The organism is Caulobacter sp. GW821-FHT12A07 (assembly GCF_058807655.1).
Genome location: NZ_JBXAQX010000004.1, coordinates 203,584 through 224,360, shown reverse-complemented (window position 1 = coordinate 224,360; position 20,777 = coordinate 203,584). Strand labels below are relative to the sequence as shown.

General features: G+C 67.4%; 14 protein-coding genes. 6 read left to right on the top strand and 8 right to left on the bottom strand.

All coding sequences use genetic code 11. From position 1 onward, the window contains the following. Positions 1–15: 15 nt before the first annotated feature. The 4 genes from AC1RRS_RS10500 to AC1RRS_RS10485 are packed head-to-tail and all read right to left on the bottom strand — an operon-like array spanning position 16 to position 4,087. A complete protein-coding gene (locus AC1RRS_RS10500; protein WP_492855117.1) occupies positions 16–933 on the bottom strand; it encodes an SMP-30/gluconolactonase/LRE family protein in 918 nt (305 codons plus the stop codon). Next, a complete protein-coding gene (locus AC1RRS_RS10495; RefSeq protein ID WP_492855116.1) occupies positions 924–2,489 on the bottom strand; it encodes a sodium/sugar symporter in 1,566 nt (521 codons plus the stop codon). The genes AC1RRS_RS10500 and AC1RRS_RS10495 overlap by 10 nt, the downstream gene beginning before the upstream one ends. A gap of 49 nt (positions 2,490–2,538) precedes the next feature. Then, positions 2,539–3,159 carry a 2-dehydro-3-deoxy-6-phosphogalactonate aldolase gene (locus AC1RRS_RS10490; RefSeq protein WP_492855115.1) on the bottom strand — a complete coding sequence of 207 codons (621 nt, stop codon included), beginning with the start codon at positions 3,157–3,159 and terminating at the stop codon, positions 2,539–2,541. Next, on the bottom strand, positions 3,146–4,087 hold the full coding sequence (locus AC1RRS_RS10485; protein WP_492855114.1) for a 2-dehydro-3-deoxygalactonokinase: 942 nt from the start codon (positions 4,085–4,087) through the stop codon (positions 3,146–3,148). Before AC1RRS_RS10485 ends, AC1RRS_RS10490 begins: the two co-directional genes overlap by 14 nt. 401 nt (positions 4,088–4,488) lie before the next feature. Here AC1RRS_RS10485 and AC1RRS_RS10480 point away from each other — a divergent pair, with 401 nt between their 5' ends. The 5 genes from AC1RRS_RS10480 (at position 4,489) to AC1RRS_RS10460 (ending at position 15,664) form a co-directional block, all read left to right on the top strand. Next, positions 4,489–7,353 carry a TonB-dependent receptor gene (locus AC1RRS_RS10480; protein ID WP_492855113.1) on the top strand — a complete coding sequence of 955 codons (2,865 nt, stop codon included), beginning with the start codon at positions 4,489–4,491 and terminating at the stop codon, positions 7,351–7,353. A 121-nt stretch (positions 7,354–7,474) separates the two neighbouring features. Beyond that, entirely contained in the window at positions 7,475–8,989 is a 1,515-nt protein-coding gene (locus tag AC1RRS_RS10475; protein WP_492855112.1) for a tryptophan halogenase family protein, read from the top strand. A 31-nt stretch (positions 8,990–9,020) separates the two neighbouring features. Beyond that, the gene (locus tag AC1RRS_RS10470) at positions 9,021–10,538 is read left to right on the top strand and encodes a tryptophan halogenase family protein (protein ID WP_492855110.1); all 1,518 of its coding nucleotides are present in this window, start codon (positions 9,021–9,023) and stop codon (positions 10,536–10,538) included. A gap of 491 nt (positions 10,539–11,029) precedes the next feature. After that, positions 11,030–12,667: a DUF5597 domain-containing protein gene (locus AC1RRS_RS10465; protein WP_492855109.1), complete on the top strand. Its 1,638-nt coding sequence runs from the start codon at positions 11,030–11,032 to the stop codon at positions 12,665–12,667. Between the two features lie 150 nt (positions 12,668–12,817). Then, positions 12,818–15,664 (top strand): TIM-barrel domain-containing protein, encoded by a 2,847-nt coding sequence (locus tag AC1RRS_RS10460; RefSeq protein WP_492855108.1) that lies wholly within the window; start codon positions 12,818–12,820, stop codon positions 15,662–15,664. A gap of 68 nt (positions 15,665–15,732) precedes the next feature. On the opposite strand, the gene AC1RRS_RS10455 is transcribed toward AC1RRS_RS10460, so the two are convergent. Further along, positions 15,733–16,434 (bottom strand): hypothetical protein, encoded by a 702-nt coding sequence (locus AC1RRS_RS10455; RefSeq protein WP_492855107.1) that lies wholly within the window; start codon positions 16,432–16,434, stop codon positions 15,733–15,735. Between the two features lie 92 nt (positions 16,435–16,526). Here AC1RRS_RS10455 and AC1RRS_RS10450 point away from each other — a divergent pair, with 92 nt between their 5' ends. Continuing rightward, positions 16,527–17,513, top strand: a complete 987-nt coding sequence (locus AC1RRS_RS10450; protein WP_492855106.1) for an isoaspartyl peptidase/L-asparaginase family protein — start codon at positions 16,527–16,529, stop codon at positions 17,511–17,513. A gap of 132 nt (positions 17,514–17,645) precedes the next feature. On the opposite strand, the gene AC1RRS_RS10445 is transcribed toward AC1RRS_RS10450, so the two are convergent. The 3 genes from AC1RRS_RS10445 to hutU form a co-directional block, all read right to left on the bottom strand. Next, a complete protein-coding gene (locus AC1RRS_RS10445; RefSeq protein ID WP_492855105.1) occupies positions 17,646–18,308 on the bottom strand; it encodes a M23 family metallopeptidase in 663 nt (220 codons plus the stop codon). Positions 18,309–18,512: 204 nt separating this feature from the next. Then, positions 18,513–19,055 (bottom strand): HutD/Ves family protein, encoded by a 543-nt coding sequence (locus AC1RRS_RS10440; protein WP_492855104.1) that lies wholly within the window; start codon positions 19,053–19,055, stop codon positions 18,513–18,515. After that, positions 19,055–20,719 carry a urocanate hydratase gene (gene hutU / locus AC1RRS_RS10435; RefSeq protein ID WP_492855103.1) on the bottom strand — a complete coding sequence of 555 codons (1,665 nt, stop codon included), beginning with the start codon at positions 20,717–20,719 and terminating at the stop codon, positions 19,055–19,057. The genes AC1RRS_RS10440 and hutU overlap by 1 nt, the downstream gene beginning before the upstream one ends. Between the last annotated feature and the right edge of the window lie 58 nt (positions 20,720–20,777).

Below are 20,777 nucleotides of genomic sequence, written 5' to 3'. Positions count from 1 at the left end.
CCAAAGTCTTCTTTTCTATACGTCGGACGCGAAACGAATCGCCCCTGTGTAACGTGGTTCGGGCAGACCCGGAACGGTCACGTCATAAGCGAATACATCGCCCGCGCGCGGTTGTCTGACCAATTCGTCTTCCGAGAGCTCGTCGCGCGCCGAAGTGACATACAGCGTGCGAAGGTCCTCGCCGCCGAACGCCACGCAGGTGGGCTGGCTGGCGGGGACGTGCAGGGTCTCCAGCACGCGGCCGTCGGGCGCATGGCGCACAACGGTTCCGGCGGCCCAGCGGGCGCTCCACAGGCAGCCTTCGGAGTCGACCGTGGCCCCGTCGGGATAGCCCTCGGTCACCTCGGCGAAGACCCGGCGGTTGCTCAACGTCCCGTCCTCGTCGAGGTCGAAGGCGAAGATGGTCTGCAGCGGGCTGTCGGAAAAATAGGCGGTCTTGCCGTCGGGGCTGAAGGCCAGGCCGTTGGCGATCTGCACGCCGCCGAAGTGGGCGGTGAAGTCGCCGGCGTGGTCCAGACGCCAGACGCTGGCTTCGGCGCGGTGCCGGATGGCCTCGTCCTCGACCATGGTCCCGGCCCAGAAGCGGCCCGAGCGATCGACGCGGCCGTCGTTGAAGCGGCGGCCGTTGGCCTGCGCCTCGACGCGATGCAGCCACTCGACCTGGCCCGAGGCCAGGTCGAACAGGCCAAGGCCCGTCTCGAAGGCGGCGACGACGCGGCCGGCCTCATCGGGAAGCAGGGCGATCGAGCCGATGCGTTCGGGGGCGGCGAAGGTTTCGACCGCGCCGCTGGCGGGGTCGAAGGCGCGCAGGCGGCGGCTCTGGATGTCGGTCCACAGCAGGCGGCCGGCATGGATGTCCCACACCGGCCCTTCGCCGAGCACGTCGCCGGCCGCGATGATCGCGGCCGGCGTCTGGCTGGAGATCACCACCACGTGGCGTACAGGGCGATGAGGATCAGGATCACGCCCACGCCGGCGATGTTGAAGCCCTTCGTGGTCTTGTAGGTGACGCCCTCCAGGCTGACGACGTTCACCTCCTTCTTCTGCGGGGCGACCAGCGAGACGACGACGGCAGCGATCAGGGCCAGCACGAAGACCAGGCCGACGCGGTTCATGAACGGCATGTCGGGCAGGCCGAACTTCAGGGCCAGCGACAGGATCACCGAGCCGGCCGTGGCCACCAGGGCGCTGGCGGTGGTGGCGCGCTTCCAGAACAGGCCCAGCATGAAGATCACCACGATGCCCGGGGTGAAGAAGCCGGTGTACTCCTGGATGCGCTGGAAGACCTGGTCGGCGCCGCCCAGCAGGGGCTTGGCCGACAGGATGCCGATGATCACGGCCACGACGGCGGTGATGCGGCCGACCAGCACCAGGTGGCGCTCGCTCGAGTCCTTGCGGGTCTTGGCGTAGAGGTCGAGGGTGAAGATGGTGGCGATCGAGTTGATCTTGGCCGCCAGCGACGCGACGATCGCGGCCACCAGGGCGGCGAACACCAGACCCAGCAGGCCGGGCGGAAGCAGCTTCATCATCTCCGGATAGGCCTGGTCGGGCTTGGCCAGGCCGGGAGCCAGCACCAGGGCGGCGAGGCCCGGGATGACCACGATGACCGGCATCAGCAGCTTCAGATAGGCCGCGAAGGCGATGCCCTTCTGGGCTTCCGGCAGGTCCTTGGCGCCGAGGGCGCGCTGGATGATGTACTGGTTGAAGCCCCAGTAGCTGACGTTCATCACCCACAGGCCGCCGAACAGCACGGACAGGCCCGGCAGCTCCTTGTAGTGCGGGCTGGCCTTGTCGAGGATCATGTCGAAGTGTTCGGGGAACTGGCTGGTCAGGTGGGTGAAGCCCGCGACCACGCCGCCGTCGCCGCCGATCTTGCTGAGCGACAGGAAGACAATGATCAGGCCACCAAGCACCAGCAGGGCCACCTGGACGATGTCGGTCAGGGCCACGGCCTTGAGGCCGCCCCACAGCTGGTAGGCCAGGGCGAAGACGCCGATGGCGACCAGGGCCCACATCTGGTCCATGCCCGTGACGGTGTGCACGGCGATGGAGCCCAGCCACAGGATCGAGGTCAGGTTCACGAAGACGTAGAGGCCCAGCCAGAACAGCGCCATCAGGGTCCGCACGCTGGGGCCGTACCGCTGCTCCAGGAACTGCGGCATCGTCACGATGCCGTTCTTCAGGAAGATCGGCAGGAAGAACTTGCCGACGATCAGCAGGGTCAGGGCCGCCATCCACTCGTAGGAGGCGATGGCCAGGCCGATGGCGTAGCCCGAGCCGCTCATGCCGATGATCTGTTCGGCCGAGATGTTGGCGGCGATCAGCGAGGCGCCGATCGCCCACCAGGGCAGAGCCTTCGACGCGAGGAAGTAGTCGGTCGAGTTCTTCTTGTGCCCGCCCTTGTCGCGGGAAACCCACTGCGCCAGGCCGAAGATGGCCACGGCGTATATCGCCAGGATGACGAGATCGATGGTTGCTAGGTTCTTCACGTGGGCTTCCCCCCTTTAGGGCTGCTCTTCGTTATGATCGTTAGACGGCTCAGCCGCCGGTCTGCGCAGTCCAGGCCGCGACCAGGGCGCGGGCGCGCTCGCCGACTTCGGCCGCCGTATAGCCCGGACGGTAGAGTTCGCCGCCGACGCCGATGCCGGCCACGCCGATGTCGAGCCAGGGCTTGAGGTTGGCCGCGCCTACGCCGCCGACCGCATAGACCGCGATGTCCTTGGGCAGCACGTCGCGCACGGCCTTCAGGTGACCCGGGCCGAACGAGCCGGCCGGATAGAGCTTCAGCGCCTTCGCGCCCGCCTTCACGGCCGTGAAGGCCTCGGTCGGGGTCGAGAAGCCGGGCATGACGGTCAGGCCCAGCTCGACGGCGCGGGCGATGACCTCGGGGTCGATGTTGGGGGTGACGATCAGCTTGCCGCCGACCGCGGCCACGTCGTCGACCGCCTGCGGGGTCAGGACGGTGCCCGCGCCGCACAGGGCCTTGTCGCCGAAGGCCTCGCACAGCTTGCCGATGCTGACCAGCGGCTCGGGCGAGTTCAGCGGGATCTCGATGTAGCCGATGCCGGCGTCGACGAGCGCGCCGGCGATCTCGACGATTTCGTCGGGCTTCACACCGCGCAGGATGGCGACGATGGGCGGGGCGTCAGGCAAGGACATGGGCATCACGCGTCAATGAGGTGGACAGGGAGGATAGGCCGGCGAGAACGGCGGCGTCGCCGTCGATCTCGAAGCTGTCGCCGCCGGCGGCGGCGATGGCCTTGGCGTAGAGGACGTTCAGCGCCGGGGCGCCGATCAGGGCGACCTTGCCGAGCTGGCCGAACCAGCCGGCCGCGCCGGCGGCGTCGGCGCCGATCAGCAGGCCCGACAGGAAGCCCATGGCGTCAGCCTTGGGCAGGCCGTCGATCAGCTGGCGGCTGCGGGTCTCGAACAGCAGGTGGGGCAGCAGGGCCGCGCCCTTGTCGGTGATCCGCGAGAGGCCCAGGTCGAAGCCTTCCGGCGTCGCGGGCGCGTCGCCGGCGGCGGCCTTGGCCAGGATCGAGTGCTCGCGCAGTATGGCGAAGACCTCGCCGACCGGCGCGGTCAGGAACGAGGTGATCGCCCCGTCCTCGACCACGACCCACTTGGTGTGGGTGCCGGGCATGGCCAGCAGGTGGCGGCCGGTCTTCAGTTCAGGGTTCAGCGCCAGGGCGCCGAGGATCTGGGTTTCCTCGCCGCGCATCACGTCGGGACCGCCCAGCGGGTTGGTGCAGGACAGGCCCGGCACGATCGAGACGGTCAGGCCCTGGGCCGCTACCTTGACCAGACGCTCGGTGATCGCCGCGGCGTCGGCGGGGCAGGGGGCGTAGGGCGCCTCGACCCAGCCGTTGCGCGAGCCGACCATGCCGCACAGCAGGATCGTCTCCGGGCCGGCTTCACGCCAGTCGCCGACGAGGTCGAGGAAGGTCTGTTCCGGCGAGGCGCTCAGCGAGCCGATGCCGGGGCCGTCGCGGCGGTCCAGCACGCTCTTGCCCTGGCGCAGATAGAGCCGCAGGCGCGAGGTGCCCCAGTCGCCGAAGATGGTGATGGACGGATCGGACGCGACCATCAGCAGGCTCCCCCGTTTCGAGCGCTTCCCTGGTGAAGCCGTCCGGAGTCGTCAGCCTGCGTCATGTTCGTCCCTAAACGCGCGCCTGGCGGGAGTCTTTCACGCCGGGTCGCAAGGCATTTATAATATAATAATGATCGGTGCAAACGGCAGGGTGGTCCAGCCTCCTTCGAGTGTGGTCAGACCATTGTTTCGCCTAAGGGTTTAGGTTTGTAGCGTTTGCGCCTGTGGCCCAAAAGCGGCGCCTATAGCGGAAATGATAGCGCTATCAATTTTGGCTTGATGACCACAATTATATGACTATAGCTACCAATCAGATTGTGCGGGGCAGGTTGTCTCGCACGTCACCGGCGCCGATGAGAACGCCGGGGCGGATTCACCTACTGGGGAAGGAAACGGGCATGCGACGCCTCAATAACTCACATCGTTTCATGTTCGGCGCTTCGGTCCTGGCGCTGTGCGCCGTGGCTCCGTTGACAGCGCTGGCGCAGACCGCCGGTACGACCACCGAAGACACCCAGGTCGAAGAGATCGTGGTCACCGGTCAGCGGGCCCAGATCCAGTCGGCCCAGAAGATCAAGCAGAACGCCGAAGTGATCGTCGACTCGATCACCGCCGTCGACATCGGCGCCCTGCCGGACCGCTCGGTCTCCGAAGCCCTGCAGCGCATCTCGGGCATCACCCTGCAACGCACCAACGAAGCGCGCGACCCGGCCCGGATGGCCGCGGAAGGCGGCGGCGTGGCCATTCGCGGCCTGTCGTGGGTGCGTTCGGAAACCAACGGCCGTGACATCTTCTCGGCCAAGAACGGCCGCGGCCTGAGCTTCGAAGACGTGTCGGCCGACCTGCTGGCCGGCGTCGACGTCTACAAGAACCCGTCGGCCGACATGATCGAAGGCGGCATCGGCGGCACGGTCAACCTGCGCACCCGCGTGCCGTTCGACCAGAAGGGCCGCCTGTTCGCCTTCTCGGGCGACTACAACTACGGCGAGCTGCAGAAGAAGGGCTATTACTCGGGCAACGTGATCGCCAGCGATCGTTGGGACACCAACATCGGCGAATTCGGCGCCCTGCTGGCCTACAGCTATTCGGAAGTCGGCAACCGCACCAACAGCATCTCGGTCGACCGCTACGACCCGATGACCGTCAACGGCAAGACCGTCTACGTGCCCAAGGCCATGGGCTGGCGTTCGGTCGACTGGGAGCAGAAGCGCCAATCCCTGGCCTTCGCCGCCCAATGGCGTCCGAACGACAAGTTCGAGTTCACCCTGCAGGCCATGGGCTCGAAGGCCAATCCGAAGGACCTGGAGCGCGCCGCTCTCGTGGAAAACACGATGAGCCAGAGCAACGCCAACGGCTACACCTACAACTCGGACGGCGTGTTCACCGGCGGCACCGTCTATGACGCCCAGTACACCGCCGACACCCGCGCCGGCGAAGGCCACAAGAAGACGGCCGACATCGCCCTGAACGGCAAGTGGTTCGTCAACGACGCCTGGACGATCTCGGGCGACCTGCAATACGTGAAGTCGACCTCGAAGACCTCGAGCCTGACCGTCTTCACCCAGCTGCAGGACAACGCCGGCGTCGACGGCGACCTGCCGGACGTCAACTGGAACCTCAACACCAGCGTGCCCACGGTCACGACGGTCGGCGCCAACAACACCTACGTCAAATCCCAGTACTACTGGGCCGCGGCCATGGACCACATCGACGAGAGCGAAGCCTCCGAAAAGGCCGCCCGCCTCGACGTGACCTACGAGTTCCCGGAAGACGGCTGGCTGAAGACCTTCCGGTTCGGCGTCCGCGCCACCGACAAGGAATTCGAATCCCGCGAGTCGAGCTGGAACTGGAGCCTGCTGAGCGCCCAGTACTGGGGCGGCGGCACGCCGGTCTACCTGACCGACAGCGCCACCTCGAACCTGTCCGAGCTCTACACCTTCAAGAACTTCTTCGGCGGCGACGTGCAGGTTCCGGGCGTGGCCTGGTTCCCGACCGCCAGCGTGGTCACCAACGGCGCCCAGAACGCCTACAACCTGCTGAAGTCGACCGAGACGGCCGGCTGGGGCTGGTCGCCGGTCACCACCTACGCCGACGCCAACAACAATAATCAGAACGAGAAGACCTACGCCGGCTACGGCCTGCTGCGCTTCGGCTCCGACACCCCGTTCGGCACGAACATGCCGCTCGACGGCAACATCGGCGTCCGGATCGTGAAGACCGAAGCCACCGCCGGCGCCGGCGCCGCGGTTTCGAGCGCCCCGACCACCAGCTGCGCCACCGGCGTCATCGCCGCCGATCTCGCGCACTGCAACGCCGCCGTGGCCTTCGGCAGCGGCACCCTGACCACCGCGGGCGCCAACAACGACTACACCGACGTCCTGCCCAGCCTGAACCTGCGCTGGCACGTGACGCCGCAACTGCAGATCCGCTTCGCCGCGTCCAAGGCCGTCGTGCGTCCGACGATGGTGCAGCTGCAGCCCTACACGACCCTGGGCTTCAACTTCGCCACCAGCGGAACCACGGCGACCACCCTGTGGGCGACCGGCACCGGCGGCAATCCGAACCTGCGTCCGACCAAGGCCAACCAGTTCGACCTCAGCGCCGAATGGTACTTCGCGCCGACCGGCAGCCTGACGCTGGCGCTGTTCCGCAAGAACATCAAAGACTACATCTACACCGCCACCAGCACCGAGACCTATGTCCAGAACGGCCAGTCGATCGACTTCGCCGTCACCCGTTACGCCAACGGTTCGGACGGTTCGGTCCAGGGCTTCGAGATCGGCTACCAGCAGTTCTACGACTTCCTGCCGGGCGCCCTGTCGGGCATCGGCGTGCAGGCCAACTACACCTTCATCGACAACGAGGGCGGCGCCAACGCTCCGGCCAGCGTGTTCGACAGCACCCAGGTGGGCGCGGCCAACTCCAAGCTGCCGATCGAAGGCATGTCGGGCCGCAGCTATAACGTGGCGGTGATGTACGAAAAGTACGGCATCTCGGCTCGCCTGGCCTACAACTGGCGTCAGCGCTACCTGCTGACCAGCTCGGCGGCCAACGTCAACGCTCCGGTCTGGTCGCGTGACTACGGCCAGCTGGACGGTTCGGTCTTCTACAGCATCAACAAGCAGTACAAGGTCGGCGTCCAGGCCACGAACATCCTCAAGGAACGCACTGTCCTCGAGGTCGGCTATCCGGAACGCGTCGCTCCCTACAACTGGGTGGAGACCGACCGTCGCGTGGCCTTCGCGGTCCGCGCCGCCTTCTAAGGCGGTCTGACTTGACCTGAAAAAGGGCCCTTCGACGATCCGGACCAGCTATGGTCGGGGCCGTCGGAGGGCTTTTTTGTTGAGGGGCGTCGCGCAAGAGGACGCCTGTGTGGGAGGGCGCGTGTTGGATCAGCCTATTCGCAAGGTCGTCGTGGTGGGCGGGGGCACCGCCGGCTGGATGACGGCCGCGGCGTTCAGCCGGCTGCTGGTCAGCCCGACGGTGCAGGTCGAGGTCGTGGAGTCCGAGGCCATCGGCACGGTCGGCGTCGGCGAGGCCACCATCCCGACCATCCGCAACTTCAACGAAAAGCTGGGCCTCGACGAGGTCGAGTTCATCCGCCAGACCCAGGCCAGCTTCAAGCTGGGCATCGACTTCCGCGACTGGGGCCGGGTCGGCCACCGCTATTTCCACGGCTTCGGCGACTTCGGGGCCGACCACGAGCAGGTGCAGGCCCACCAGCTGTGGCGGCGCCTGCGGGCCCTGGGCGACGACAGCAGCCTGGAGGACTGGTCGCTGCCGACGGCGGCGGCGGCGCTGAACCGCTTCATCCCGCCCAGCCCCGATCCGCGCTCGCCGCTGCACGACTATTCCTACGCCTACCATTTCGACGCGGGGCTCTACGCGGCCTTCCTGCGCCGCTACGCCGAGGCGCGGGGCGTCGTGCGCACCGAGGGCAGGATCGTCGACGTCGCCCTGCGCGGCGCCGACGGCTTCGTCGAGGCCGTGGTGCTGGACGACGGCCGGCGGGTGGAGGGCGACCTCTTCGTCGACTGCTCGGGCTTCCGCGCCCTGCTGATCGAAGGGACCCTGAAGGCCGGGTTCGAGGACTGGTCGCGCTGGCTGCCGTGCGACCGCGCCCTGGCCGTGCCGTGCAAGCTGGGCGGCGACGGCCTGACGCCCTACACCCGCTCGACCGCCCGCGAGGCTGGCTGGCAATGGCGGATCCCGCTGCAGCACCGCATCGGCAACGGCTATGTCTATTCCAGCGCCTTCGTCGACGACCAGCGGGCCGCCGACACCCTGATGTCGAACCTTGATGGCGACGCCCTGGACGATCCGCGTCCGCTGCGTTTCCTGGCCGGCCGTCGCAAGAAGTTCTGGGATCGCAACGTCGTGGCCGTGGGCCTGTCGGGCGGTTTCCTGGAGCCGCTGGAATCCACCTCGATCAGCCTGATCCAGAACGGGATCGCGCGGCTCTTGGAATTCTTCCCCGACCGTCGCTGCGATCCGTTGCTGGCCGACGAGTTCAACCGCGTCTCGGCCCAGGAATACGAGCGCATCCGCGACTTCATCATCCTGCACTACTGCATCAACCAGCGGGACGAGCCGATGTGGCGGCAGGTCCGCGAGGTCGAGCTGCCCGACAGCCTGAAGGCCAAGATCGCGCTCTACAAGGCGCGCGGCCATGTGGCGATCCACGAGGGCGACGGCTTCGCGCGGCCCAGCTGGATCTCGATCTACAACGGCCTGGGCGTGGTGCCCGAGACCTATGATCCGCTCGCCGACCGCATTCCCGAGGCCGAGCTGCGCCGGCTGATGGATCACCGGCGGGCGGTGATCCGCCATGCCGCCCAGTCGATCCCGACCCAGGCGGCGTTCATCGCCCAGCATTGCGCGGCCGATCCGATCGGCTGAGATAACGACAAGACCCTTGGGGGAGGGAAACATGCAGGACACCGATCGCAGCCTTCGCAAGATCGTGGTCGTCGGCGGGGGCACGGCTGGCTGGATGGCCGCCGCGGCCCTGTCGCAGCTGGTCGGCGGCCGGTTCGGGGCGATCGAGGTGGTCGAGTCCGACGAGATCGGCACGGTCGGGGTGGGGGAGGCGACGATCCCGCCGCTGCATCTCTTCCACGCCCTGCTCGGTATCGACGAGAACGCCTTCGTCCGCGCCACCCAGGGGGCGTTCAAGCTCGGCATCGAGTTTCGCGACTGGGGCCGCAAGGGCGGGCGCTATTTCCACCCGTTCGGGGCCTATGGCGCGCCGATGGGGCTGTCGCCGTTCCACCAGACCTGGCTGCGGGCCAGGGCCGAGGGCGTGGCGGACGATCTTGACGCCTACAATCTGGCCGCCAGCGCCGCGGCCCTGAACCGCTTCGTGCGCCCGCCGGCCGGCCAGGCGCCGCCGGTGTTTTCGACCTTCGGCTACGCCTTCCATTTCGACGCCTCGCTCTATGCGAAGTTCCTGCGCCGCTTCGCCGAGGCGCGGGGCGCGCGGCGGACGGAGGGCAAGATCGTCGATGTCGCCCTGCGCGACGAGGACGGCTTCGTCGAGGCCGTGACGCTGGAGGACGGCCGCCGCATCGAAGGCGACTTCTTCATCGACTGCTCGGGGTTCCGGGGACTGCTGATCGAGCAGGCCCTGAAGACCGGCTACGAGGACTGGAGCCATTGGCTGCCGTGCGACCGCGCCCTGGCGGTTCCCAGCGCCAATGCCGGCCCGCTGACGCCCTATACGCGGTCCACGGCCGAGGCGGCCGGCTGGCGCTGGCGCATCCCGCTGCAGCACCGCACCGGCAACGGCCACGTCTATTGCAGCGCCCACATCAGCGACGACGAGGCCGCTTCAGCCCTTCTGGCGGGGCTGGACGGCGAGGCCCTGGCCGATCCGCGTCCGCTGCGGTTCACACCGGGCCGCCGGCGCAAGGCCTGGAACCGCAACGTCCTGGCCCTGGGTCTGGCGTCCGGCTTCATCGAGCCGCTGGAGTCGACCAGCATCCACCTGATCCAGACGGCGATCACGCGGCTGTTCAGCTACTTCCCCGACCGCGACTTCGACCTGGCCACGGTCGACGAATACAACCGGCTGTCGGCGCAGGAGTTCGAGGAGGCGCGCGACTTCGTCATCCTGCACTACGCCGTCGGCGAGCGCGACGACACCGAGCTGTGGCGCTACTGCCAGGCCATGAGCCTGCCCGACAGCCTGCGGCGCAAGATCGACCTCTATCGCGGGCACGGGCGGATCCACGTCCTGCCCAACGAGCTCTTTAAGGAGCACAGCTGGCTGGCGGTGCTGGAGGGGCAGGGGGCGCGACCCGAGCGCCTGGACCCCTTGGCGAGCCTGATCGACGGCGCGGCCCTGCGTGGTCAGTTGGGTGCGATCCAGGCGGCGGTGCGCCAGACCGCGCAAGCCTTGCCTTCCCATGAGGCGTTCATCGTCAGCCATTGCCGCGCGGAGGCGTGATCCCGCAAAAAATGGGCTGACAACGCTATCAATTCCCTTGCGTCGTCATTTGTATGATTATACATATGACGAGTGGCGCCGAGGTCGCGAAAGCGACTGTTCGGCCGTGCGGATCTCTTGCGAGGTCTGCCAGCGCGCCGCGCGAACCACCTCCCCGGTCTCGCGCGAAGTCTTTTCAACCGCGCATCGCCTCCTGCGGGCGATGCGCGGATTTTTTTTGCCTTTTATCCAACTGTTACAAAGAGTTGCTGAGCGACGTGACGCTCGGCGAAGGCCGTGAAAACCGGTTGCAATCGCGGCCGCCTCGGCTAATTGTCCTATTTATAAGAATGGTAGCGGTAACGAGTTGGCGGGGCTGAAGTCTCTCGCGCGACCGCCGGATCGGGAGGAGGCGAGGGGGCATGTCCATTCCCTTTGACAGCGCTTACTTCCGCGGCGAACGCTCGATGCAGGCTTAAGGTCCGACCGGCTGGCCAGCAGGAGGTTTTCGCGTGACGTTTCGAACCCGTAAGCACGGGCTCGCCGCCCTAGGCGCGATCCTCAGCCTGTCGCTGGCCGCCCCGGCCTTCGCCCAGGCCCCGCTGCCCAAGCTGGTGACCAAGAACGGCAAGCACGCCCTGCTGGTCGACGGCAAGCCGTTCCTGATGCTGGGCGTCCAGGCCAACAACGCCGCCAACTATCCCTCGCAACTGCCCAAGGTGTGGCCGGCCGTGAAGGCCCTGAACGCCAACACCCTGGAGATCCCGGTCGCCTGGGAGCAGATCGAGCCGGTCGAGGGCAAGTTCGACTTCTCCTATGTCGACCTGCTGCTGAAGCAGGCCCGGGAGAACGACACCAAGCTGGTGATCCTGTGGTTCGCCACCTGGAAGAACAACGGCCCGCAATACGCCCCTGAATGGGTCAAGCTCGACAACAAGCGCTTCCCCCGCCTGATCAACGGCAAGGGCGAGATGAAGAACTCTCTGTCGCCGCACTTCCGCGCGACGTTGGAGGCCGACAAGAAGGCCTTCGTCGCGCTGATGCGCCACCTGAAGGCGGCCGATCCGGACCACACCGTGATCATGGTCCAGCCCGAGAACGAGGTCGGCGCCTACAGCGCCATCCGCGACTTCTCGCCCACCGCCCAGAAGATCTTCGACGGCCCGGTTCCCGCGGCGCTGGTCAAGGCCATGGACAAGAAGCCCGGGACCTGGAAAGAGGTGTTCGGGAAGGACGCCGACGAGTTCTTCTACGCCTGGTCGATCGGCCGCTATGTCGATGAGATCGCCGAGGCAGGAAAGCGCGAACTGCCGCTGCCAATGTACGTCAACGCCGCCCTGCGCGATCCCTTCCACGACCAGGACCCGTTCACCTATTCGTCGGGCGGCCCGACCTGGAACGTGCTCGACGTCTGGAAGGCCGCCGCCCCGTCGATCGACGCCCTGGCCCCCGACATCTACATGCGCGAGAGCGAGAAGGTCCGGAAGACGCTGGAGCAGTACGGCCGCGCCGACAATCCGCTGTTCGTGCCCGAGATCGGCAGCGACAAGGCCTACGCCCGCTACATCTACGATGTGCTGGGCCATCAGGGCATCGGCTTCGCGCCGTTCGGCCTCGACTACACCGGCTATTCCAACTACCCGCTCGGCGCCAAGACGGTCGACGCCAAGACGCTGGAGAACTTCGGCGTTCACTATCGCCTGCTGGCCCCGATGGCCCGCGAATGGGCCAAGCTCTCGTTCGAGGGCAAGGTCTGGGGCGTGGGCGAGCAGGAGGGCGGCAAGCCCGAGACCCTCGACCTGGGCGGCCGCTGGAACGTGCGCGTCACCTATGGCGAATGGCAGTTCGGCTCGATCGAGGCCCCGTGGATGGCCAAGGCCGAGAAGCAGCCCGACCGCGAGATCCCCGACGCCGGCGCCCTGATCGCCCAACTCGGCCCCGACGAGTTCCTGATCACCGGCTACCGCGCCCGCCTGACCTTCGGCTCGGCCAAGGGCGAGCAGTTCATGGTCTCGCGGGTCGAGGAAGGCCACTTCGATGAGGCGGGCCAGTGGGTGTTCGACCGCGTCTGGAACGGCGACCAGGTCGACTACGGCCTGAACCTGACCACCTTGCCCCAGATCCTGAAGGTGAAGCTGGCGACCTACTGAAGTCCTTGGTCTGTGCGTGATCCTCGTCCTTCGACAAGCTCAGGATGAGGATCATTGCCGGCCCGAGCCTACCCAAACCCTCATCCTGAGCCTGTCGAAGGACGAGGGTTTCGCCCCAACAAAAGAACGAGAACAGGGAAGAACGAAGACATGCGCAGCATCTATCGGGGCGGCGGCCTGGCCGCTGGCCTGGCCCTCTCCCTGCTGGCCTCGACCAGCGCCTTCGCCCTCGACGGGGCCTTCGAGAAGACCGCCGACGGGGTGGTCGTCACCCCCGCCTCGGGCCCGGCCAAGAAGGTCCGGCTGCAGGTGATGGGCGAGCGGATCATCCACGTCACCGCCTCGCCGACCGAGACCTTCGACGCCCCGCCCAGCCTGATGGTCACGGCCAAGCCGGTCGCGACCGGCTTCACGGTCGACGCCAAGGGCGGGGTGCTGACGCTGAAGACGGCCAAGGCCACCGCCCAGGTCTCGCTGAGCGACGGCACGGTCGACTTCCTCGACGCCAAGGGGCGCAAGATCCTGGGCGAGCGCGACCGCGGCGCCTTTACCCCGACCAAGGTCGAGGGGCAGGACTTCTACGTCGTTCGTCAGCAGTTCAATCCGGGTACGGACGAGGCCTTCTATGGCCTGGGCCAGCACCAGAACGGCCAGATGGACTACAATGGCCAGGACGTCGAACTGCTGCAGTACAACCGCTCGATCGCGGTGCCGATGCTGCTGTCCTCGCGCGGCTACGGCCTGCTGTGGGACAACAACTCGATCACCCGCTTCGGCAACCCGATCCCCTATGACGTCGCCTCGCGCGACCTGAAGATCTTCGACGCCGACGGCAAGGCCGGCGGCTTCACGGCCAAGTACTACCAGAACGGCCAGCTGAAGGTGACGCGGGTCGAGAAGGACATCGACTACCGCTTCCTCAAGGACCTGCCCAACTGGCCGGCTGAGCTGCAGACGGCCGAGAAGAAGCTCCAGCCCGGCCAGACCGTGGTGTGGGAAGGCGCGATCCAGACCGACAAGGCCGGCGAGCACAATTTCAAGCTCTATTCGAGCAGCTACGCCAAGGTCTGGCTGGACGGCCATCTGGTCATCGACCGCTGGCGCCAGAACTGGAACCCCTGGTACCACAACTTCGACGCCAAGCTGACGCCGGGCAAGAAGCACAAGATCCGCGTCGAGTGGACGCCGGACGACGGCTATATCGGCCTGCTGCACAACGACCCGATGCCGAGCGCCGACCGTCACTCGCTGCAGTTCACCTCGGAAGTCGGCAAGGCCATCGACTACTACTATGTCGGCGGCGACGACCTCGATCAGGTGGTGGCCGGCTATCGCGACCTGACGGGGTCGGCGGTGATGATGCCGCGCTGGGCCTACGGCTTCTGGCAGTCGCGCCAGCGCTACGAGACCCAGGACCAGATCGTCGGCGTGGTGAAGGAGTACCGCAAGCGCGGCCTGCCGCTCGACAACATCGTCATGGACTGGCGCTACTGGAAAGACCCCGAGTGGGGCACCCACAAGTTCGACGAGACGCGCTTCCCTGATCCGCAGAAGATGATCGACGACATCCATGGGCTGAACGCCCACTTCATGATCTCGATCTGGCCGAAGTTCTATCCGACCACGGACAACTACAAGGAGCTCGACGCGGCCGGTCACATGTACCACCGCAATGTCGAGCAGGGCGCGCTGGACTGGGTGGGCCCCGGCTATCTGAACTCGTTCTACGACCCCTACACCCAGGAAGCGCGCGACATCTATTGGCGCCAGGTGAAGAAGAACCTGAAGGTCTACGGCGTCGACGCCTGGTGGATGGACGCCTCCGAGCCCGACCTGCACTCCAATGTCGACGTGCCCGAGCGCACCCTGCGCATGAGCCCGACGGCGCTCGGCCCGGGCGCGGAATACTTCAACAGCTACGCGCTGGAGCACACCCGCGGCGTCTATGAGGGCGAGATCAAGGACAACCCGGACGTCCGCCCGTTCATCCTGACCCGCTCGGGTTTCGGCGGCCTGCAACGCAACGCCTCGGCGGTGTGGAGCGGCGACGTGGTGGCGCGCTGGGACGACTTCCGCGACCAGATCTCGGCCGGCGTGAACCTGTCGATGTCGGGCATCCCCAACTGGACCACCGACATCGGCGGCTTCTCGGTCGAGAAGCGCTATGAGAGCAAGGACCCGGCCCACTGGGCCGAGTGGCAGGAGCTGAACCTGCGCTGGTTCCAGTTCGGCGCCTTCAGCCCGCTGTTCCGCAGCCACGGCGAGCTACCGTTCCGCGAGATCTACGAACTCGCCGACGAAGGCAGCGACGTCTACAAGTCGCTGGCCTGGTACGACGAGCTTCGCTACCGGCTGATGCCCTATGTCTACACCCTGGCGGCCGACACCTATCACCGCGACGGCAGCATGATGCGCGGCCTGGTGATGGACTATCCGACCGACGCCAAGGCCCGGACGGTCAATGACCAGTACCTGTTCGGCGACGACTTCCTCGTGGCCCCGGTGACGGCGTTCAAGGCCCGCTCGCGCGGCGTCTATCTGCCCGCCGGAACCTGGTACGACTTCGAGACCGGCAAGGCCTTCAAGGGCGGCCAGACGGTCAAGGCCGACGCGCCGCTGGCCCGCATGCCGCTGTTCGTGAAAGCCGGCGCCATCGTGCCGACCACCGAGGTGCAGCAGTATGTCGGCGAGAAGCCCGACGCGCCGATCACCCTGCTGGTCTTCACCGGCAAGGACGGCAAGTACGAGCTCTATGAAGACGACGGCCTGTCCAACGGCTACGCCCGCGGCGCCTGGGCCCGCACGCCGATCTCCTATGACGACGCCAGCGGCCGGGTGACGATCGGCGCCCGCTCGGGCGGCTTCAAGGGCCTGGTCGAGAAGCGCACCTTCAAGGTCCGCTTCATCGGCAAGGGCGCCAAGCCGACCGACTTCGACGCGGCGGCCGACCTGACCGTCGACTATGACGGCCAGCCGGTGGTGCTGACCCGGAAGTAGGGGTCACGTCATGTGAGCCAGCGAGGGCCCGGCGGCGACGCCGGGCCCTTCGTCGTTTCAGAGCCGTCTCAGACCAGGGGGCAGGTCACCGCATAGGCGTGGCGCGAGCCCAGCAGGCCCTTGTGGATCTCGACGCAGACCGACGCGCCGATCGGGTGCAGGGCGTAGATGTCCGCCGTCACCGAGAGCTCGTCGAAGGTTTCGCGCCGGCCGTTGACGGTGGCGCCGACATAGAGGCTGGGACGGCCTCGGCTTGGCCAGACGGCGTCCTCGACCACGCCCTGGACGACCATGAAGTCGTTGCGCGTGACGGCGAGGTCGACGGCGGAGACGACACCCCAGCCCCAGGCGAAGGCGATGACCGCGGCGAAGGCCTTGGTCGTCAGGTTCCGCCCATGGGTGTCGGCGATGATCATGGAAATCCAGAGCACGGCGCCCAGGCCGGCGGCCACGGCGAGCAGGCCGCCGCAGTCCATGAAATGCTGCTGGAAGCTCGGGATGCACAAGGCCAGGGCCGGCATGCACCAGGCCATGAAGAGGTTCTCCGCTCCCGGCATGCCCTTGGCTTCGAACAGCGACAGTTCCGGATCGCGCCTGACCAGCCAGATCGCCGCCCAAGGCGTCAGGGCCGCCAGGGTCACGACGACGGGATAGGGCCACGGCTTGATCATCAGCCAGAAGGCACAGACCACCGACCAAACGGCCAACCAACCCGCCGCCACGATGGAGCGGTCCGAGGGGCCGATCCGATACACCACGCTGCCAATCATGGCGCGACCCTAGGGCGAGCTTCACCTTAAGCGCCAGTGAAACCCGGCCGCGAAGGTGCTCTTATCGGGCGGTGATCCCCCGGAGAGTCGCCATGTCCAAGTCCGTCCTGCTCGCTGCTTCCTTGGCCGCCGCGCTGGCCGCCGCGCCCGCCGCCTTCGCGGCCGACTGGTCGCTGGCCATCCATGGCGGAGCCGGCGTGATCAATCGCGGGGACCTCAGCCCTGAGAAGGACGCGGCCTACCGCGCCGGGCTCGACGCGGCGCTGAAGGCCGGCTCGGAAGTGCTGGAAAAGGGCGGCTCCAGCCTCGATGCGGTCGAGGCCGCCGTGAAGGTGCTGGAGGACAATCCGCTGTTCAACGCCGGCCGTGGCGCGGTCTTCACCGCCGATGGCAAGAACGAGCTGGACGCCTCGATCATGGACGGCGCGACCCTCAAGGCCGGCGCGGTGGCGGGCGTCACCCGCACCAAGCACCCGATCAGCCTGGCCCGGGCGGTGATGGAGAAGTCGCCCCACGTGATGCTGGCCCGCGAGGGCGCCGACGCCTTCTCGTTCGAGCAGGGGCTGGAACAGGTGGATCCGTCCTACTTCCGCACCGAGGAGCGCTGGAAGCAGCTGGAGGCCTGGCGCGCCAAGCAGAAGGCCGCGCTGGACCCGACCCACCTCTTCGGCACGGTCGGGGCGGTGGCGATCGACGCCAAGGGCCACCTGGCGGCGGCGACCTCGACCGGCGGCATGACCGGCAAGAAGTGGGGCCGGGTCGGCGACAGCCCGATCATCGGCGCCGGCACCTACGCCCAGGACGGCGTCTGCGCGGTCTCGGCCACCGGCTCGGGCGAATACTTCATCCGCACCAGCGCCGCCCACCAGGTCTGCGCCCGCATCGCCTTCGCCGGCCAGGACCTGAAGACCGCCGGCGCGGCGACCATCAAGTCGATCGGCGACATCGGCGGCGACGGCGGCATGATCACCATGAACGCCAAGGGCGAGGTGGCCTTCCCGATGAACAGTTCGGGCATGTACCGCGGCTGGGCCAGCGCCAAGGGCAAGGGCACGGCGATCTACGCGGATGAGAAGTAGGGGCGCTTCGCGCACCCCCTCCGGCCCTCCGGGCCACCTCCCCCAAAGGGGGAGGATCTTGGTGCGCGCCGTTAGATGCTCCCCCTCTGGGGGAGCTGTCGCGGAGCGACTGAGGGGGAGCCGCGAAGCGGCTTAAGCCGCCGCCACCAGCTTCGGCTGGATAAGCGCCGCCGCGTTGATCCGCCGGCCGCCGGGCTTCATCACTTCCAGATGCACGTGGTTGGTGATGCCCGGATAGTGCTTCTGCAGGCTGGCCACGTGGCCGATGGTCTGGCCGAGGCGAATGGTCTGGCCGACCGCGACGTCGGGATCGACGTAGAAGGCGCGCGCCACGTAGCCCAGGGCCGGGTTGGTGATCTCGACGAAGCGCAGGTCGGTCGAGTCCGCGTAGGCGTAGCCGATCTTGGTGACATAGCCCGAGATCGGGGCCTTGGCGGGCTGTCCGGCCTCGGCGGTGTAGTCCACCCCCTCGTGCCGTCGCGAGCCGCCGTCGCGGCGAGCCCCGAAGGCGCCGTCGCCGAAGTCGTCGTGCTGGCGCGGGGCCGCGCCGGTCGGGTTGGCGAAGTCGGGCGCGCCGTCGCCGTCGATGTCGGCGCCCTTCCAGACCGTCTCCATGCGGACGGGTTTGGGCGGGGCCGCTTCCATCTGGTCGAGCAGCTTCTGCACCGCCGGGCGGGCGTTGCGGTCCACGTGCGGGCTTTCCATCGCCAGGCCCGCCATCGGCGCGAAGAGCACGGCCAGACCCAGGGCCACGCGCGCCTGGGGAGGGAGGTTCTTCATCGCCGAAAAGTGCATCTCGCCATCCTATGGATCGTTACGCCCGTCTGTGCGTTGGGCGTCGTTAACCATCCAGATAAGACGATGAAAAGGCGCAACTCCTGCGTCAGGACGACGCGTATGTGCTCATTTATGCTCAAGCTAATTTTTGAGAAAACTGCCTGACGTTGTTCGTGTCTGTTGTTTCGCGCCAGTTTGGATTGAGTAGATCTGGTCGAACGGTCAGGCTTTTTCGATCTCGATCAACAATAGACTTCCTTCCACGGCAAGGGTTTCGCGGGGTTCGGCGATTACGGCGTCCTCCACCGCCAAGCGCGCGTCGTTCACGCGAGCAGGGGAGAGGGCCGCCAGGACCGTGACGTCCGCCGTTGCGACGATTTGCTCGGCCCCCGCGATCCGCCGGACGCGTCCAAACCAGGCGCCGCGCCGGACCATCAGGTTGAGATCGCGGACCGGCCCGCCGTCCAGCGTCGCCGCGGCGGGGGCGTCGCCGGGAAAGGCCAGCGGCGCGGACGTCTCGTCAAGCACGACCTCGCCCAGGCCATCCACCGTCAGCCGCAGGCCCGCGCCGGCGATCACCGTCAGCACCCGATCGACGCCGGGAAACACCGAGAACGGCCCCGGGGCGGCGACCCGCGCGATGCTCAGCCGCCAGTCGAAGGCGTCCATTCCCACGCCCGGCGGCTGGGCGGCGATCTCCCAGGTCGTCCCGCCGCCGTTCTTCCACGGGGCGGGCGTGCGGTCGTCGGCGCGGAGGAGACGCACTAGAGGATGCCCGGCAGGTCCAGCCCGTGCTCCCGCGCACAGTCCTGGGCGATCTCGTAGCCCGCATCGGCATGGCGCATGACGCCGGTCGCCGGGTCGTTCCACAGCACCCGCTCGATGCGCTTGGCCGCCGCCTCGGTGCCGTCGCAGACGATGACCATTCCTGAATGCTGCGAGAAGCCCATGCCGACCCCGCCGCCATGGTGCAGCGACACCCAGGTGGCGCCCGAGGCGGTGTTGAGCAGGGCGTTCAGCAGCGGCCAGTCCGACACGGCGTCCGACCCGTCCTTCATGGCCTCGGTCTCGCGGTTGGGCGAGGCGACCGAGCCGCTGTCGAGGTGATCGCGGCCGATGACGACGGGGGCCTTCAGTTCGCCCTTGGCGACCATCTCGTTGAAGGCCAGGCCCAGGCGGTGGCGATCGCCCAGGCCGACCCAGCAGATGCGGGCGGGCAGGCCTTGGAACTTGATCCGCTGGCCGGCCATGTCGAGCCAGTTGTGCAGGTGTGGATTGTCGGGGATCAGTTCCTTCACCTTGGCGTCGGTCCTGGCGATGTCTTCGGGATCGCCCGACAGCGCCGCCCAACGGAACGGTCCGATCCCCCGGCAGAACAGCGGGCGGATATAGGCCGGCACGAAGCCGGGGAAGTCGAAGGCGTTGGCCACGCCTTCCTCCAGCGCCATCTGGCGGATGTTGTTGCCGTAGTCGACGGTCGGCACGCCGGCGGCCTGGAAGTCGAGCATGGCCTGGACGTGCACGGCCATCGAGGCGCGGGCGGCCTTGTTGACGCTGGCCGGGTCGCGCGCCTTGGCGTCGGCCCATTGGTCCAGGGTCCAGCCGGCCGGCAGGTAGCCGTTGATCGGGTCGTGGGCGCTGGTCTGGTCGGTCAGCAGGTCGGGACGGATCCCGCGTTTGAACATCTCCGGCAGCAGTTCGGCGGCGTTGCCCAGCAGGCCGACCGAGATCGGGGTCTTGGCGACGCACGACTCCTCGATCCAGGCCAGGGCCTCGTCGAGGCTGTCGGTCGACTTGTCGAGATAGCCGGTGCGCAGTCGCATCTCGATCCGCGAGGGCTGGCATTCGATGGCCAGGCACGAGGCCCCGGCGAACACCGAGGCCAGCGGTTGCGCGCCGCCCATGCCGCCCAGGCCCGCCGTCAGCAGCCACTTGCCCGACAGGTCGCCGGAGTAGTGCTGGCGGCCCATCTCGACGAAGGTCTCGTAGGTGCCCTGAACGATGCCCTGGGCGCCGATATAGATCCACGAGCCGGCGGTCATCTGGCCGTACATGGCCAGGCCCTTCCTATCGAGCTCGTTGAAGTGCTCCCAGGTCGCCCAGCGCGGCACGAGGTTGGAGTTGGCGATCAGCACTCTTGGAGCATCCGCGTGGGTGCGGAACACGCCGACCGGCTTGCCGGATTGAACCAGCAGGGTCTGGTCGTCCTCAAGCCGGCGCAGGGTCTCGACGATCTTGTCGTAGCTCTCCCAGTCGCGCGCGGCGCGGCCGATGCCGCCATAGACCACCAGCTCCTCGGGCCGCTCGGCGACGTCGGGATGCAGGTTGTTCATCAGCATCCGCAGCGGGGCTTCGGTGAGCCAGGACTTGGCGGTGAGCTCGGTTCCGATGGCGGGGCGGATGACGCGGGTGTTGTCGAGGCGGGTCATGGACGACGGGTCTCTGTCTGGACGGATTTGAACGCTCCTCCCCAGCTTGCGGGGGAGG